We start from the raw sequence: 14394 nt of genomic DNA, 5'->3' as shown, positions 1-14394 counted from the left end.
TGGTGACTTACTTCTCGATGATCGCGAGAACGTCGCGCGCCGAGAGGACGAGGTACTCCTCGCCGTTGTACTTCACCTCGGTGCCGCCGTACTTGCTGTACAGCACGATGTCGCCGACGGAGACGTCGAGCGGCAGTCGGTTGCCGTCCTCGAAGCGGCCCGGACCCACGGCGAGGACGGTGCCCTCCTGGGGCTTCTCCTTCGCAGTGTCCGGAATGACCAGGCCAGAGGCCGTGGTCTGCTCAGCGTCGAGCGGCTGGACCACAATGCGGTCCTCAAGCGGCTTGATGGCAACCTTGGAGCTGGTGGCGGTCGTCACGATCCGACCTCCCCCTTCGGAGATCTCAGCGGGGTAACTCATGTCTGGGTGGCGCTGGCCAGAACCGTCGTCGCGGGTGCCGGGTCTGCCCTGCGCTGCACACGTGCTCGCCTACGGGAGCGCTTCTGACACGCACCCGGAAGCTTGCCCGTGTGTTGGCACTCCACGGTAGGGAGTGCCAGGTCCGACATTATGCCTCGGTTAGCACTCCGTCAACCAGAGTGCCAGGCGCGCCGGTGCAGCGCGGGTCACAGGTAGTCCTCAAGGCGGCCCAGCGTGTACCCCTGAGCTGCGGCGAGGCGCAGCAGGCGGCGGGTCATGTCGGCCATCGAGCCGTTCCACTCCGCCTCGCCCCGGTAGTGAGTGAGGATGACCGCACCGGGGTAGAACCGCCGTCCGGGCTCCTGGAAGTCGATCCGTCCGGCCCACGCCTCCATCCCCCACAGCACCACCGCGTCGAGCCCGCAGTCGCGCGCGGCGCGCAGCGTGTTCCGGTCGTACGCGCCGTACGGGGGACGGAAGAGGCGGGGCTCCGGGCCGCCGAACTCCGCCTTGAGCCGCGCCTGCTGGCCGCAGATCTCGGCACGCTGCCCGGCGTAGGAGAGGGCGGGCAGGTAGGGGTGGTGGAGCGTGTGGTTGTGCGCGGTGCCGCCGATGCCGGCCAGGGCGCGGAAGTAGTCGTAGCCGGTGCCGCGCCGCGCCTCCTCGTCGGCGAGGAAGGACGTGACCGGCAGGTCGAGTTCGCGGACGAGTTCGAGGAACTCGGGGTCCTTCTCGGCGCCGTCGTCGACGGTCAGGAAGATGACCTTGTCCTCGGTCGGCACCCGCCGGACGACCTCGGCGTCCCGCACCCGCGGCTTGAGCGCGGGCGGCGCGGGCGGCGCGGGGAGCGGCCGGCCGAGCCCCCAGCGGCGGTACGCGGCGAGGCGCTGCTGGATGTGCGCGGCGTGCGTGCTGAGCGCGGCGGCGGTGTGGCGGGCCTCGGCGAGCTGCGCGGTGACGCCGAGGCCGGGGGCGGCGGCGGGGGCCGGGGCCGCGGGCGCGACGGCGGGCGGGCCGCCCGGGTTCGGCCCGGGGCCTCCCCCGGGCGGGCGGCCGGCCGGTGCGGCCGGACCGGGCCGGGCGGGGTTCGCCGCACCTGCCGCGTCCGCCGTGCCTGCCGTACCCGCCCCGCCCGTCGCACGCGCGGCGGCTCGTACGTCGGACGCGGGCCGTACGTCGACCGCCGCGCAGACCGTGGCCACCAGCACGACACCCGAGGCGGCCAGCGCCCGCCGCGAAGCCGTCCAAGGCTTATTGTCCTTTTGTAGTACTTTGCGCATAACGCCGGATCGTGCCACCCCGCATCCGGCACCCGGCTACGGCATCCCGGCGTGCCGGGGAGAATGGCTCGTGTGGCCGTACCCGACACGCCGCCCCCCGCGGGCGCCCCCAGCCCACCCGCCGAGCCCGTCGGCACCGCCCGCCCCCGCGCCGCGAACCCCACGCCGGACGAGCAGGCGGCGCAGGCCGTACGCGCCTTCCGTGCGCTGCTCACCGAGGAGGGCCGCCTGCTGCTGGCCGGGCTGCGGGAGTACGACCCCGCGCGCGAACTGGCCGTCGCCACCCGGCTGCGCCGGGACCACCCCGCCGCGCTGGTGACCGCAGCGCTCGGCCAGGCGCGGCTGCGGCAGCGCGCGGTGGCGAAGTTCGGCGCCGAGGACGCGGCCCGGATGTACTTCACCCCGGACGGCCTGGAGCAGTCGACCAGGAGCACCGTCGCCGCACACCGCGCCGCGCGCTTCGCCGCGTGCGGCGTGCGCACACTGGCCGACCTCTGCTGCGGCATCGGCGGCGACGCGCTCGCGCTGGCCCGTGCGGGCATCCGCGTGCTGGCCGTCGACCGGGACCCGCTCACCTGCGCCGTCGCCGAGGCGAACGCCGCCGCGCTCGGCCTCGGCGACCTGGTCGAGGTCCGCTGCGCGGAGGTCACCTCGCTGGACACGCACGGATTCGACGCCGTCTTCGTCGACCCCGCGCGGCGCGGCGGGCGGGGTCGGATCTTCGACCCCGAGGCCTGTTCGCCACCGCTGAGCTGGGCCGTGGAGGCCGCCCGCGGGGCACCGCACGCCGCGCTGAAGGTGGCTCCCGGCGTGCCGCACGAGGTCGTCCCCGGGGACGCGGAGGCGGAGTGGATCTCCCACTCCGGGGACGTGAAGGAGGCGGTGCTGTGGTTCGGCGGCAGCGAAAGCCGCAGCGGAGGCGGATGCGGAGGCGCCGGGGCCACGCGGGTGCGGGCCACGCTGCTGCCCGGCGGCGCCTCGCTGACCGGCACCGGCCTGCCCGACCCGCCCGCCGGTCCGGTCGGCCGCTACCTGTACGAGCCGGACGGCGCCGTGATCCGCGCCCACCTCGTCGCCGAGGTCGCGGCGGCCGTCGGCGGCCGGCTGATCGACCCGACCATCGCCTACGTCACCGCCGACACGCTGCTGCCGACGCCGTACGCCACCGCGTACGAGATCACCGACGTGCTGCCCTTCCACCTCAAGCGGCTGCGCGCCCTGCTGCGCGAGCGCGAGGTGGGCACGCTGACGGTGAAGAAGCGCGGCTCGGCCGTCGAGCCGGAGGAGTTGCGCCGGAAGGTCAAACCACGCGGCCCCCGGTCCGCGACCGTCTTCCTGACCCGGGTCGACGGAGCGCCCAGCATGCTGCTGGGCCACCCTGCCTAGACCGTCTCGGCTGGGGCTTCGCGGATCAGCCCGCGGCGTCGGGCGCGGCAGATAGCAAGGCTACGGACTCGTCCTCGTACCGGGCCGTACGTGGGCGACTCCGACCACGCGGGGGCACCTCCCGGCGGAGCCGACGGGAGAGGGGCGGCAGCTGTCGTCGGAGTCGCCCACGGTGCCTGTCGGGTCAGGGAGCGGCGGCCTCGGGCTTCGTGTCCGAGGCGGCTGTCCCGGTGGATCTTCGAGGAGCGGCCCGCGGCGTCCGTATCCGCGTGCGTGGCGAGGCGGACGACCCGGACGCGTCCGTGGACGGCTCCGGCAGCGCAGGAGGGAGCCCGGCACGCCGACCGCCCAGCCCGTCAGGGGCTCTCGGGCGTGACGTCCCGGGGCTGGACCTGTTCGAAGCGCCAGCGGTGTACGGGTCGGGCCGTCAGCGCGGCGGGCGGGTCCGGCAGTTCCGGCAGGTCCGCGTCGTACGCCGCCCGCCACCAGGTGATCACCAGCACCCGGTCACCGGGCGCCGCGTAGGTCTCGCGGCGGATCGGGGCCGGGGCGAGGGTGTGCTCCCGGCACCAGGTCAGCAGTTCGTGGCCGTGTCCCTCGGCGGCCTTGGCTTCCCACATCAGTGCGACAGTCATGACTCGTACAGGTTCCTTCGGCTGAGTTCGTGCACGTGGTCGTGGGCCTGCGCATCCCCGTGCGTGTGCCCGTGGCCGGTGCCCGGGACGTGCGGCTCGGTGACCGGCAGCGACGAGTCGGCGGGCAGGTCCCAGTCCGAGGCGGCCCGCCCCCGCGCGACCATCTCCGCGCCCAGCGCGGCGACCATCGCGCCGTTGTCCGTGCACAGCTTGGGCCGGGGCACCCGCAGGGTGATCCCCGCGTCCGCGCAGCGTTCCTGTGCCATCGCCCGCAGCCGCGAGTTCGCCGCGACGCCGCCGCCGATCATGAGGTGGTCCACCCCCTGGTCCCGGCAGGCGCGGACGGCCTTGCGGGTGAGGACGTCGGTGACCGCCTCCTGGAACGAGGCCGCCACGTCGGCGACCGGCACCTCCTCCCCCGCCGCCCGGCGGGCCTCGATCCAGCGGGCGACGGCCGTCTTGAGGCCGGAGAAGGAGAAGTCGTACGGCGCGTCGCGGGGACCCGTGAGCCCGCGCGGGAAGGCGATGGCGCCCGGGTCGCCCTCGCGCGCGTAGCGGTCGATGACCGGACCGCCGGGGAAGCCCAGCCGCAGCACGCGGGCCACCTTGTCGAACGCCTCACCCGCCGCGTCGTCGATGGTCGAGCCGAGCGGGCGGACGTCGGAGGTGATGTCCGGGGCGAGCAGCAGCGAGGAGTGGCCGCCGCTGACCAGCAGCGCCATGGTCGGCTCCGGGAGCGCGCCGTGTTCGAGCTGGTCGACGCAAATGTGCGAGGCGAGGTGGTTGACGCCGTAGAGCGGCTTGCCCAGCGCGTAGGCGTACGCCTTGGCCGCCGAGACCCCGACGAGCAGCGCTCCGGCCAGGCCGGGGCCCGCCGTGACGGCGATCCCGTCCAGGTCGCGCGCGGAGACCCCGGCCTCGCCCAGGGCGCGTTCGATGGTGGGGACCATCGCCTCCAGGTGCGCGCGGCTGGCGATCTCGGGGACGACGCCGCCGAAGCGGGCGTGCTCGTCCACGCTGGAGGCGACCGCGTCGGCGAGCAGGGTGTGGCCCCGGACGACACCGACGCCGGTCTCGTCGCAGGAGGTCTCGATGCCGAGGACCAGGGGCTCGTCTTTCATCGCTTGCGTTCGCCTCCCGGGGCGTTCGTTCCGTGCTCCGCGACGGGCCTCGCCGCGTGGTCCGCCGCGGCCTGGGCGGCGGAGGGCGCCGTACGGGCCGCCGGATCGTCGTTGCGCATCACCAGGGCGTCGATGTTGCCCGGCTGGTAGTAGCCGCGCCGTACGCCGATGGGGACGAAGCCGAACCGCTCGTAGAGCCGCCGGGCCGGGGCGTTGTCGACCCGTACCTCCAGCAGCACCTCGCGGCAGCCGAAGTCGGCGGTGGCGGCGGTGAGCAGCGCGGTCAGCAGCCGGGCGCCGAGGCCCGTCCCCCGGTGCGCGGCGAGAACCCCGAGGGTCTGGATGTCGCCGGTGCGGTCGACCGCGACCATGCCGCCGTAGCCGAGGAGTTCGCCGTCGGGGGTGGCGGCGACGAGGTAGCGGCGGGTGGCGGACGGCCCGCGCGCGTGCGCCAGCTCGGACCAGAACATGCCCTCCGACCAGGCGTCCTCGGGGAACAGCCGCTTCTCCAGGGCGAGTACGGCGTCGATGTCCCACCAGCGCATCTCGCGCAGTTCGACGGCGCGCGCGGTGCCGCCCGTCGCGCGCGCGGTGCTCGCGGGCCTTGCGGTGCTCATCGGGGCGTGACCACCTTGTAGTTGGCCGGGACCTGCGCGTCCGGCCGCCGCAGGTAGAGCGGCCGGGGCGGCGGCAACTCGGCACCGGCCGCGAGCCGTTCGGCGGCGAGCCCGGCGAGCGCGGCGGCCGAGGGGTGCTCGGGCAGCCCGCCCAGCACGCCGGTGAACGCGTCGGGGTAGAGCAGCGCGCCCGCGCCCGCCGCCGGCATCCCGGCGACGGTGTCCGCGATCTCGGCCGGGCGGTCCACCGCGGGCTCACCGAGCCGCGTACGGGCGTCCGCGTACCGCGCCCAGTAGACCTCCTTGCGGCGCGCGTCCGTCGCGACGACGAAGGGGGTGTCCAGACCGGTGGCGTAGGCGAGGCCGTCCAGCGTGCACAGGCCGTGCACCGGGGTGCCCAGCGCGGCGCCGAAGGCGGCGGCCGTGACGAGCCCGACCCGCAGGCCCGTGTACGGGCCGGGGCCGGCGCCCGCGACGATGCCGGTCAGGTCCGGCAGCCCGGCGCCCGCGTCGCGCAGCACCCGGTCCACGGCGGGGAGCAGCAGTTCGCCGTGGCGGCGGGTGTCGACCTGGTGGGACTGGGCGAGCACCCGTTCTCCGTCGTGCAGGGCGACGGTGACGGCGGGGGTCGCGGTGTCAAGAGCGAGCAGCAGCACGGTTCCAGCCTACGACCGGCGCGGGGCCGCCTCCGACCACTGACCGGAGCCGGTCCGCCGGAACTTCACCGGCTGCTAACGTCGACGGCTGGGGCACCCGCACGGGGCGGGACGGAAGAGGGTGGCGGGAGATGGCACGCGGCAGCGGCGGCAGCAGCGCGGGGAAGTTCGTGGCCGGACTCACGGCGGCGGCCTTCGCCGTCGTCGCCTTCCTCGCCTTCCAGGCGGCTGCCAAGGACGTCCGCCCCGCGAACGACAAGAAGCCCGGCGCCTCCCCCTCCGCGAAGGAGAAGGCGGAGCGCAAGGAGCGCGAGGTGGCGCTCCCGCCCCGCTCCGGCACGGGCGAGCGGGTGGTCTACGGGCTGGCGAAGAAGCGGGTCTGGCTGGTCTCCAAGAGCGGCAAGGTCGCGCGTACGTACGAGGTGTGGCCGAGCACGGTGAGCCCCGAGCCGGGGCGGTACCAGGTGACGTCGCGGGAGGCGCACGTCACCGGCTCGGACGGCAAGGCCGTGGAGAACGTCGTGCGGTTCGCCATCGTGGACGGCACCTCCATCGGCTTCAGCTCGGCCGTGGACGGCGGGCGGCCGAAGCTGGACCCGTCGAAGAAGACGGGCGGCGTGCGGGAGCGGCGGGCGGACGGGCGCGCGATGTGGCTGTTCGCGCCGATCAACACGAAGGTCGTCGTCGTCCCCTGAGCCCTGGGTTCTGAGTTCCGGCGCTGCCGTCGTGCCATCCTGCCGCCCGGATCGTGCGCACACGTGCCCGACGTGCCGGACCTCCGCCGCTCAGGCGGCGCGGCGGTCCCGGTAGGCGGCTTCGGCGCTCGCCTCGGAGCCCGCGCCCAAGCCCGTACCGGCTCCCGGTTCGGCTTCCCGGTCGGCGGTGGCGTCCTCGGACGCCTCCGGCCGCGCCGGCGGGGTGGACACCGCCTCGGCCGCCGCGCAGGACGCGAGCAGCTCGCTCATGGACGGCTGGCGGAGACGCTCCTGTGCCGACATGGGCCCTCCGTAGGTTAGGTATACCTCACCAGCTCTCGGTGCCTCCATGTGACCACGCCACGCGCGGTGCGCGCAACTGCTTGCCGACACGGTGTCGGGACGTTCGCCACCGGGGCGGAGCGGGTACGGGGCCGGTGCGGCGCAGGTCAGCCCAGTGCCGTGAGGTCCTCCGCCGCCCAGCGCCCGCCGACGCCGGTCACCGTCACGTCACGCACGTCGTCCGCCTCTGCGCCCTCGGCGCCCTCCGCACCCGCGCCCGGCGCCCCGGTGGACCGTTCGATCCGTACGTGCAGCCGGTCCTCCGACAGCTCCTCGACCTTGCCCTCGCCCCACTCGACGACCACCACCGACTCCGGCAGCGACACGTCCAGGTCCAGGTCGTCCATCTCCTCCAGGCCGCCGCCCAGCCGGTAGGCGTCCACGTGGACGAGCGCGGGGCCGCCGGTCAGCGAGGGGTGCACCCGGGCGATCACGAACGTCGGCGAGGTGACCGCGCCGCGCACCCCGAGGCCCTCGCCGAGGCCGCGCGCCAGCGTCGTCTTGCCCGCGCCCAGCTCGCCGGTCAGCAGGACGAGATCGCCGGGGCGCAGCAGCTTCGCCAGCCGCGCGCCCAGCTCCCGCATCCGCTCCGGCGTCTCCAGCCGCAGGCGGTGCACCGCCTGCGCCGCCCCTGCGGCCTGGCCGGTCCGGTCGGCCTGGTCAGTCCGGTCGGTCCGCTGCGGGTGGTGGCTCGGCTGCACTGCTTCCATGCGACCGGATGGTACGCGCCAGCAGCGTGGTCAGGCATTCGTCCACCAGTCCGGGCCGCTCCAGCATCACCAGATGCCCCGCGCCCTCGACGACGACCAGTTCCGCGCCCGGCAGCGCGGCGGCGATCGCCTCGCTGTGTGCGGGCGGGGTGAGCTGGTCGCGGTCGCCCGCGAGCACCAGCGCGGGCACCTGGGCGAACGCGGCCAGCGCGGCGGCCTTCTCGTGCGCGGCGAACGCCGGGTAGAACTCGGCGACCACGTCCACCGGCACCGCCTCGATCATCCGCTCGGCGAACCTCGCCACCCCGGGCTCGACCTCACGGGGGCTGCCGAACGAGTACCGCCGCACCAGCCCCGCGAACAGGTCGGCCGTCACCCGCCGCCCCCGCTCGACCAGCTCGGACTGGCTCGCCATCGCCTTGAGCACCCCGGGCACGAAGCGCCGCGCGGCCCGCACCCCGGCGGCGGGCAGCCCGTACGTCACCTCGCCCAGCCCGCCGGACGAGGTGCCCACGAAGGCGACGCCGACGACTCGTTCCGCGACGAACTCCGGGTACTGGTCGGCCAGCGCCATGATCGTCATGCCGCCCATCGAGTGCCCGGCGAGCACGATCGGCCCCGCCGGCACCGCGGCGTCCAGCACGGCCTTCAGGTCACGGCCGAGCAGGTCGATGCTCACCGGCTCACCGACCGGGCCGCGGGCCGAGCGCCCGTGGCTGCGCTGGTCCCAGTGCACGGTGCGGAACTGGCCGCGCAGGGCGGCGCGCTGGAAGTGCCAGGAGTCCTGGTGGAGGCAGTAGCCGTGCGAGAAGACGACGGTCGGCGCCCCCTCCGGCGCCCCCGGCCCGTCGGGCCCGTCCGGCCCGTCGGCCTCGTCCGGCTCGTCGGTCTCGAAGTGCAGCGCCGTGCCGTCCTCCGCCGTCGCCGTGCCCGGCGCACCGCGCAGCGAGCCGTACGGCGCCGACGCGTCCAGCTCGGCGCGGGCCCGGCGGCGCACCGTGCGGTGCACGTTCAGCCGCTCGACCGCGACGCCCGCCGCCAGCACGCCGATCGCCGCCCCGGCGACGCCCGCCCGGCGCACCCACCCGGTGCCGGTGCCGCCGGTGCCCGCGATCGTGGCGATGGTCTCCGCGTCGCTCATCCCGTCCCCCCGCCGTCCACGCCCGTGTGCCCATCGGTGCCCGTGAGGGCGCCCGCGTACACCCGCGGCACCCGGGCGCCGATCCGGGTGACGATCTCGTACGCGATGGTGCCGACCGCCTGCGCCCAGTCCTCGGCGGTCGGCTCGCCGCCGTCCCCGGGGCCGAACAGCACCGCACGGTCGCCCGCCTCGGCCGCGTCCCCGCCCAGGTCGACCACGAACTGGTCCATCGCGACGCGCCCCGCGACCGTCCGCCACTTGCCCGCGACCAGCACCGGCCCGGTGCCGGAGGCGTGCCGGGGTACGCCGTCGGCGTATCCGGCCGGGACCAGGGCCAGGGTGGTCTCGCCGGGGGTGGTGTAGGTGTGCCCGTAGCTCACCCCGTGGCCCGCGGGCACGCGCTTGACCTGGGCGAGCGAGGCGCTGAGCGTCATCGCGGGACGCAGCCCGAGGTCCGCGGCCACGCCGACCTCCGGGGACGGCGAGAGCCCGTACACCGAGACGCCGGACCGGACGAGGTCGAAGTGCGACGCGGGCAGGGTGAGGGTGGCGGGCGAGTTCGCCAGGTGCCGCACCTCCGGGTCGAGCCCGGCGCGGGCGGCGGTGGCCAGCGCGGCCTCGAACGCCTCGATCTGGGCGGCGTTGGCCGGGTGGCCCGGCTCGTCGGCGCAGGCGAAGTGGGACCAGATGCCGGTGACGCGCAGTTCGCCGGACGCCTCGGCGGCCCGCGCGGCGGCGACCAGGGCGGGCCAGTCGGCGGGCTGGCAGCCGTTGCGGCCGAGGCCGGTGTCGGCCTTGAGGTGGACGCGCGCGGGCCGGCCGCACGCACGCACCGCCGCGACGATCTCCTCGATCGCCCACAGCCCGCTCGCCGAGACGTCGATGTCCGCCTCGACGGCCTCGCGCCACGGGCCGCCCGGCGTCCACAGCCAGCACAGCAGCCGTCCCCGGTCGCCGCCCGCGCGCAGCGCCAGCGCCTCCTGCGGGGTGGCGGTGCCCAGCCAGGACGCGCCCGCCTGGCGCGCGGCACGGGCGCAGGGCAGCATGCCGTGCCCGTAGCCCTCGGACTTGACCACGGCCATCAGCTCGGACCGGGGCGCGCACCCGCGCAGCGTGGCGACGTTCGCGCGGATCGCGCCGAGGTCGATGTCGGCGCGGACCGCAGGCGGGGCGGCGGGCGGCACGGCGCCCGGCGCGGCCTGGGGCTGTGCGTGGAGCTGTGCGTGGGCGCGGTGGGGCTGCTGCGGCGGTGACTGGGACTGGTCGTTCACCGGTCCAGTCTCTCAACACCCCGACGCGCCCCCGACCGCAGCGTCGGGCGGGGGCGCCCGGGGGAGTCGACGCGAGGAGAGGGGCGCGGCCTACGGATTCGGTTTGGTGCCCCAGCTGTAGACGCGGTCGCCGGTACGGGTGATCCGCCACAGCCGCTTGGCGTCCGGGTACTCCAGGTTCACGCAGCCGTGCGAGCCGCTGGTGGTGAAGAGGTCGTCGTAGACGCCGTGGAGGGCCTGGCCGCCGTTGAAGTACTGGCTGAACGGCATCGGAGCGTCGTACAGCCGCGAGTGCTCGTGCAGCACCCGGCGGTAGATCCGGTTCCAGCCGGTACGCGTCCGGTAGCCCGGCTTACCGCTGCGGATCGGTACCGGGGCGAAGACGATCCGCCTGCCGTACCTCACCCACAGCAGCTGCCGGTTCAGGTCCATGCACACCACGCGGCCGCGCGCGGCGGGACAGCCCCGCAGCCGGTACGGATACTTGCGCGCCCAGCGCAGCGTCATGACCTTCCAGGTGGTCGGGCCCGCGAAGCCGACGGCGGGGCGGATGCCCACCGCGGCCTGGTACCGCCGGATCGCCCGGCAGTCGGAGCGCGACTGGCGCCCGTCCACCCGCAGCCGCAGGTACCGCTCCACCTTGCGCTGGTACGGGCCGGTGCGGCGGCTGCACGCCGCCTTGCGCGGCTTGGCCCTGCTGCGGATCTCCTCCCCCGGGGGCACGTACTCGATCAGCGCGGACGGCCGCGCGGACGCGGCGCCGGGCGTCGTCCGGCCGGGCAGGGCAGCCCGGTCCCCGGAGCGGGGCGGGAACATCCCCTGGTCCGGGGTGCCGCGCTGGTAGGGGCGAAGGGGCGGCAGCGGGTGGCCGGGCACCAGGGACTCCTGCGGCACGGGGCGGGCGGCGGCGTCCGCGACCGCGCGGGTGGCTGTGCCCGCGCTCGCGCTGCCCGTGCCCGCGCCTGTCCTCGCGCCGCCTGTCTCCGCGCTGCCCGTGCCCGCGCCGCCCAGCAGGACCGGCACCGCAGTCAGCGCGGCGAGCACCGCCGCGCCGCTTCGTCGTAGTCGTCGACCGTGAGTTCTGCGCACTCCACAGGGGTGCGCCCGAAGCGGCCCGTACCGTCACGTTTCCGCCGACGACCACCCGGCCGCCGCGCGCTTTTCCCCCCAACAGCCACCCGCCCCGCCCGCGTCACGCGTCCGGCGTCAGCACGTCGCGCCAGGCACGCGGCAGCGCCCCGGCCACGTCGGAGGCCGTCAGCGGCGGTTGCGCCAGCCGGGCCGCCAGCCCGTGCAGGTAGGCGCCCGCCGAGGCCGCGTCCCGGTCGGACAGACCCGCCGCGAGCAGCGCGCCCACCAGCCCGGCCAGCACGTCCCCGCTCCCCGCCGTGGCCAGCCAGGGCGTACCGGTCGGATTCACCCGTACGGGATCGCCGTCACGTGGCGAGGCCACCAGCGTGCTGGACCCCTTGAGCAGCACCGTCGCGCCCAGGTGCCCGGCCAGCGTGCGGGCGGAGTCCAGCCGCCGCGCCTCCACCTGCGCCCGCGACTCCCCGTACAGCGCCGCCGCCTCCCCCGCGTGCGGGGTGAGCACGGTGGGCGCCGTACGGGCGCGGACGGCGTCGTGGTCCAGCAGCCGCAGCCCGTCGGCGTCCACCAGTACTGGTACGTCGGCGTCCAGCACCTCCTCCACGACGGACTGCGGCTCGTGCCCGTCGCCCAGCCCCGGCCCGACCACCCAGGACTGCACCCGGCCCGCCTTCGCGGGCGACGCGGTGGAGACCAGGGTCTCCGGGAAGCTCGCGATCACCGCGTCGGCGGCGGGCCCCACGTACCGCACCGCGCCCGCGCCGCCGCGCAGCGCGCCCGCCACCGCGAGCACGGCGGCGCCCGGGTACCGGGCGGAACCGGCCACCACGCCCACCACGCCACGCCGGTACTTGTCGCTCTCGGCGGCGGGCCGGGGCAGCAGCGCGCGTACGTCGGCGTGCTGGAGGGCCTCCACGTCGGGGGCGGGCGGCAGATACGGGCCGAGGCCGATGTCGACCAGCCGGAGCGCGCCGGCGTGCTCCCGCGCCGGGTCGATGAGCAGGCCCGGCTTGTACGCGCCGAAGGTCACTGTGGCGTCGGCCCGTACGGCCGCACCGGAGAGTTCGCCGGTGTCGGCGTCCGTCCCGCTGGGCAGGTCCACGGCGACGACCGGCGCCCCGGACGCGGTCACGGCGCGCATCAACTCGGCCGCCTCGGGCCGCAGTCCGCCCTTCCCGCCGATGCCGACGATGCCGTCCAGCACCAGCGTGGCCCGGGCCAGTACGGAGCGGGCCGCCGCCGTCCCCACCGCCTGGCCGCCGGCCGCGCGCAGCGCCCGCAGGCCGCCCGCGTGTGCGCGCTCCGGGGCGAGCAGCACGGCCGTCACCCCGGCGCCCCGGCGGGCGAGCCGCGCCCCGGCGTACAGGGCGTCGCCGCCGTTGTCGCCGCTGCCGACCAGGAGCACCACCCGGGCTCCGTAGATCCCCTGCCTGCGGCGGCCAGACCCCGGCGGCGCGAGCATCCCGGCGCAGGCGGCGGCCAGTCCGGCGGCGGCCCGCCGCATGAGCGCCCCCTCCGGCAGCCGTGCCATCAGTGCGCGCTCGGCGGCCCGTACGGTCTCCACGCTGTATGCGGTCCTCATGGGACCAGTGTGACGAACGCGTGGGCCAGGGGCCGGTCGTGGCTATCGGGTCTTGTGCGCGCCGCCGTTCACGTGCAGCACCTGGCCGGTGACGTGGCGGGCGGCCGGGGAGGCGAGGAAGGCGACGGCGTCCGCGATGTCCGCCGGTACGCCCGCACGGCCCGTCGCGGTGGCGGCCACCAGGGCGGCGCGGCGCTCGGCCGGGAGGCGGAGCTGGTCGGCGGGCTGTCGGCGGACCAGCAGCAGTTGCGGGAGCTGCTCCGGCTGCTGCTCCAGGACGTGCAGCGGCGCCTCGGCGACGACCGGATCACGCACGTCGGCGAGGACTGACCGCGCGGGACGGCCCCTCAGCGCTCCGCGATGACCACGGCGGACGCGACCCCCGCGTCGTGGCTGAGGGAGACGTGCCAGTGCGTCACCCCGAGGGCGGCGGCGCGGGCCGCCACCGTGCCCCGGACGACGAGCGACGGGGCCCCGGAGTCGGCCGTCACCACCTCCGCGTCCGTCCAGCGCAGTCCGCCGGGCGCGCCCAGCGCCTTGGCCAGCGCCTCCTTCGCGGCGAACCGGGCCGCGAGCGAGGCGACGCCGCGCCGCTCGCCGCTGGGCAGCAGCAGCTCACCGTCCACGAAGAGCCGGTCCGTCAGCCCCGGCGTCCGCTCGATCGCCGCCGCGAACCGGTCGATCTCCGCGACGTCGATGCCCACCCCCACGATCACCGCTCGGCCCGCCCCGCGCCGCCGTCCTCGCCGCCGTCGCGGTAGGCGCGCGCCTCGACGGGCGTACCGTCGAAACCGGTGACGGTGACGCCGTCGCGGCGCAGCTCCACCACCTGGTCCCGGCCCAGCTCCAGCGTCTCGCCGGTGCGCGCGGCACGGGCGCTCCCCGGGTCGCGGAGCGCGGCCGCCTCGGAGGCCAGGAAGTTCTCGCCGTCCCCGGCGCCGACCACCAGCGGCGCGTCACGGCACGCGCCGACGATCGCCTCGGGATCGTCCGCGCAGACGGCGGCCAGCGTGAACGCGCCCTCCAGCAGCCGGCACACCTGCCGCATCGCCTCCGCCAGGTCGGCGCAGGCGGAGTAGGACTCGGCCAGCAGGTGCGCGACGACCTCGGTGTCGGTCTGCGAGGTCAGCTCGTGCCCGCGTCCGAGGAGTTCGGCGCGCAGTGCCGCGCAGTTCCCGATGGCGCCGTTGTGGACGAGCGCGATCCGTCCGGCGCCGTCCAGGTGCGGATGCGCGTCGGCGTCCGCCGGGCCGCCGTAGGTGGCCCGGCGGGTGTGGCCGATGCAGGCCGCGCCGACCGGGAGGGGGCGCTCCGCGAGCGCCTTCTCCAGGTCGGCCAGCCTGCCCGCCTTCTTGGCCACAGCCAGTCCGCCGTCCGCGGGCACGGCGACCCCGGCCGAGTCGTAGTCGCGGTACTCCAGGCGCCGCAGCCCGGCGATGACCACATCGAGGGCGTTCCGCCCTCCCACGTACCCGACGATTGCGCACATGCGGGCAGCCTACGACGCG

15 protein-coding genes and 2 pseudogenes are annotated in these 14394 nt (G+C 76.0%); 2 read left to right on the top strand and 15 right to left on the bottom strand.

The genetic code is table 11. From position 1 onward, the window contains the following. Positions 1-7 precede the first annotated feature (7 nt). Together groES and H299_RS34580 are read right to left on the bottom strand one after the other, a co-directional pair. Positions 8-361: a co-chaperone GroES gene (gene groES / locus H299_RS0116615; RefSeq protein ID WP_051262544.1), complete on the bottom strand. Its 354-nt coding sequence runs from the start codon at positions 359-361 to the stop codon at positions 8-10. A 206-nt stretch (positions 362-567) separates the two neighbouring features. Further along, on the bottom strand, positions 568-1641 hold the full coding sequence (locus H299_RS34580) for a polysaccharide deacetylase family protein (RefSeq protein ID WP_078512801.1): 1074 nt from the start codon (positions 1639-1641) through the stop codon (positions 568-570). Between the two features lie 207 nt (positions 1642-1848). Here H299_RS34580 and H299_RS0116605 point away from each other — a divergent pair, with 207 nt between their 5' ends. Next, positions 1849-3027, top strand: coding sequence for a THUMP-like domain-containing protein (locus H299_RS0116605; protein WP_027749312.1), 1179 nt, complete (start codon positions 1849-1851; stop codon positions 3025-3027). Positions 3028-3383: 356 nt separating this feature from the next. Here H299_RS0116605 and H299_RS0116600 read toward each other — a convergent pair whose 3' ends face one another. The 4 genes from H299_RS0116600 to tsaB are packed head-to-tail and all read right to left on the bottom strand — an operon-like array spanning position 3384 to position 6056. Beyond that, positions 3384-3662 (bottom strand): hypothetical protein, encoded by a 279-nt coding sequence (locus H299_RS0116600; protein ID WP_027749311.1) that lies wholly within the window; start codon positions 3660-3662, stop codon positions 3384-3386. Beyond that, positions 3659-4783, bottom strand: coding sequence for a tRNA (adenosine(37)-N6)-threonylcarbamoyltransferase complex transferase subunit TsaD (tsaD, locus tag H299_RS0116595; protein WP_027749310.1), 1125 nt, complete (start codon positions 4781-4783; stop codon positions 3659-3661). Before tsaD ends, H299_RS0116600 begins: the two co-directional genes overlap by 4 nt. Next, a complete protein-coding gene (rimI, locus tag H299_RS34575) occupies positions 4780-5400 on the bottom strand; it encodes a ribosomal protein S18-alanine N-acetyltransferase (RefSeq protein ID WP_051262542.1) in 621 nt (206 codons plus the stop codon). Before rimI ends, tsaD begins: the two co-directional genes overlap by 4 nt. Next, complete coding sequence (gene tsaB, locus H299_RS0116585; RefSeq protein ID WP_027749309.1) at positions 5397-6056, bottom strand: tRNA (adenosine(37)-N6)-threonylcarbamoyltransferase complex dimerization subunit type 1 TsaB; 660 nt, start codon at positions 6054-6056, stop codon at positions 5397-5399. Before tsaB ends, rimI begins: the two co-directional genes overlap by 4 nt. Positions 6057-6187: 131 nt before the next feature. On the opposite strand from tsaB, the gene H299_RS0116580 reads away from it, so the two are divergent. Next, entirely contained in the window at positions 6188-6751 is a 564-nt protein-coding gene (locus tag H299_RS0116580; protein ID WP_027749308.1) for a hypothetical protein, read from the top strand. A gap of 90 nt (positions 6752-6841) precedes the next feature. Here the strand turns inward: H299_RS0116580 and H299_RS34570 are convergent, their stop codons facing one another. The 9 genes and pseudogenes from H299_RS34570 to H299_RS0116535 all read right to left on the bottom strand — a co-directional run. Next, positions 6842-7054, bottom strand: coding sequence for a hypothetical protein (locus H299_RS34570; RefSeq protein WP_037759320.1), 213 nt, complete (start codon positions 7052-7054; stop codon positions 6842-6844). A 146-nt stretch (positions 7055-7200) separates the two neighbouring features. Continuing rightward, positions 7201-7803: a tRNA (adenosine(37)-N6)-threonylcarbamoyltransferase complex ATPase subunit type 1 TsaE gene (tsaE, locus tag H299_RS0116570; RefSeq protein ID WP_078512799.1), complete on the bottom strand. Its 603-nt coding sequence runs from the start codon at positions 7801-7803 to the stop codon at positions 7201-7203. Further along, positions 7754-8944, bottom strand: a complete 1191-nt coding sequence (locus tag H299_RS0116565) for an alpha/beta hydrolase (RefSeq protein WP_051262541.1) — start codon at positions 8942-8944, stop codon at positions 7754-7756. Before H299_RS0116565 ends, tsaE begins: the two co-directional genes overlap by 50 nt. After that, entirely contained in the window at positions 8941-10128 is a 1188-nt protein-coding gene (gene alr, locus H299_RS34565) for an alanine racemase (protein ID WP_037759371.1), read from the bottom strand. The genes H299_RS0116565 and alr overlap by 4 nt, the downstream gene beginning before the upstream one ends. Positions 10129-10305: 177 nt before the next feature. Then, positions 10306-11259, bottom strand: a complete 954-nt coding sequence (locus H299_RS34560) for a L,D-transpeptidase family protein (RefSeq protein ID WP_027749305.1) — start codon at positions 11257-11259, stop codon at positions 10306-10308. A 148-nt stretch (positions 11260-11407) separates the two neighbouring features. Next, complete coding sequence (locus H299_RS0116550) at positions 11408-12886, bottom strand: bifunctional ADP-dependent NAD(P)H-hydrate dehydratase/NAD(P)H-hydrate epimerase (RefSeq protein ID WP_027749304.1); 1479 nt, start codon at positions 12884-12886, stop codon at positions 11408-11410. Between the two features lie 42 nt (positions 12887-12928). Then, a pseudogene (locus tag H299_RS38410) lies at positions 12929-13096 on the bottom strand (SDR family oxidoreductase); the annotation flags it as partial. A gap of 137 nt (positions 13097-13233) precedes the next feature. After that, positions 13234-13602 (bottom strand): holo-ACP synthase, encoded by a 369-nt coding sequence (locus tag H299_RS0116540; protein WP_027749302.1) that lies wholly within the window; start codon positions 13600-13602, stop codon positions 13234-13236. Next, a pseudogene (locus H299_RS0116535) lies at positions 13602-14375 on the bottom strand (glutamine--fructose-6-phosphate aminotransferase); the annotation flags it as partial. The pseudogene H299_RS0116535 and the gene H299_RS0116540, both read right to left, overlap by 1 nt. Positions 14376-14394: the final 19 nt, after the last annotated feature.

It is taken from the genome of Streptomyces sp. CNH287 (genome assembly GCF_000424825.1).
This window is presented reverse-complemented; position numbering and strand designations above follow the sequence as displayed.

What these genes read in the sequence shown, in the direction of transcription:
- groES (WP_051262544.1), bottom strand. Translation starts at nt 361, where the DNA reads ATGAGTTACCCCGCTGAGATCTCCGAAGGGGGAGGTCGGATCGTGACG.
- H299_RS34580 (WP_078512801.1), bottom strand. Translation starts at nt 1,641, where the DNA reads ATGCGCAAAGTACTACAAAAGGACAATAAGCCTTGGACGGCTTCGCGG.
- H299_RS0116600 (WP_027749311.1), bottom strand. Translation starts at nt 3,662, where the DNA reads ATGACTGTCGCACTGATGTGGGAAGCCAAGGCCGCCGAGGGACACGGC.
- tsaD (WP_027749310.1), bottom strand. Translation starts at nt 4,783, where the DNA reads ATGAAAGACGAGCCCCTGGTCCTCGGCATCGAGACCTCCTGCGACGAG.
- rimI (WP_051262542.1), bottom strand. Translation starts at nt 5,400, where the DNA reads ATGAGCACCGCAAGGCCCGCGAGCACCGCGCGCGCGACGGGCGGCACC.
- H299_RS0116580 (WP_027749308.1), top strand. Translation starts at nt 6,188, where the DNA reads ATGGCACGCGGCAGCGGCGGCAGCAGCGCGGGGAAGTTCGTGGCCGGA.
- H299_RS34570 (WP_037759320.1), bottom strand. Translation starts at nt 7,054, where the DNA reads ATGTCGGCACAGGAGCGTCTCCGCCAGCCGTCCATGAGCGAGCTGCTC.
- tsaE (WP_078512799.1), bottom strand. Translation starts at nt 7,803, where the DNA reads ATGGAAGCAGTGCAGCCGAGCCACCACCCGCAGCGGACCGACCGGACT.
- H299_RS0116565 (WP_051262541.1), bottom strand. Translation starts at nt 8,944, where the DNA reads ATGAGCGACGCGGAGACCATCGCCACGATCGCGGGCACCGGCGGCACC.
- H299_RS0116550 (WP_027749304.1), bottom strand. Translation starts at nt 12,886, where the DNA reads ATGAGGACCGCATACAGCGTGGAGACCGTACGGGCCGCCGAGCGCGCA.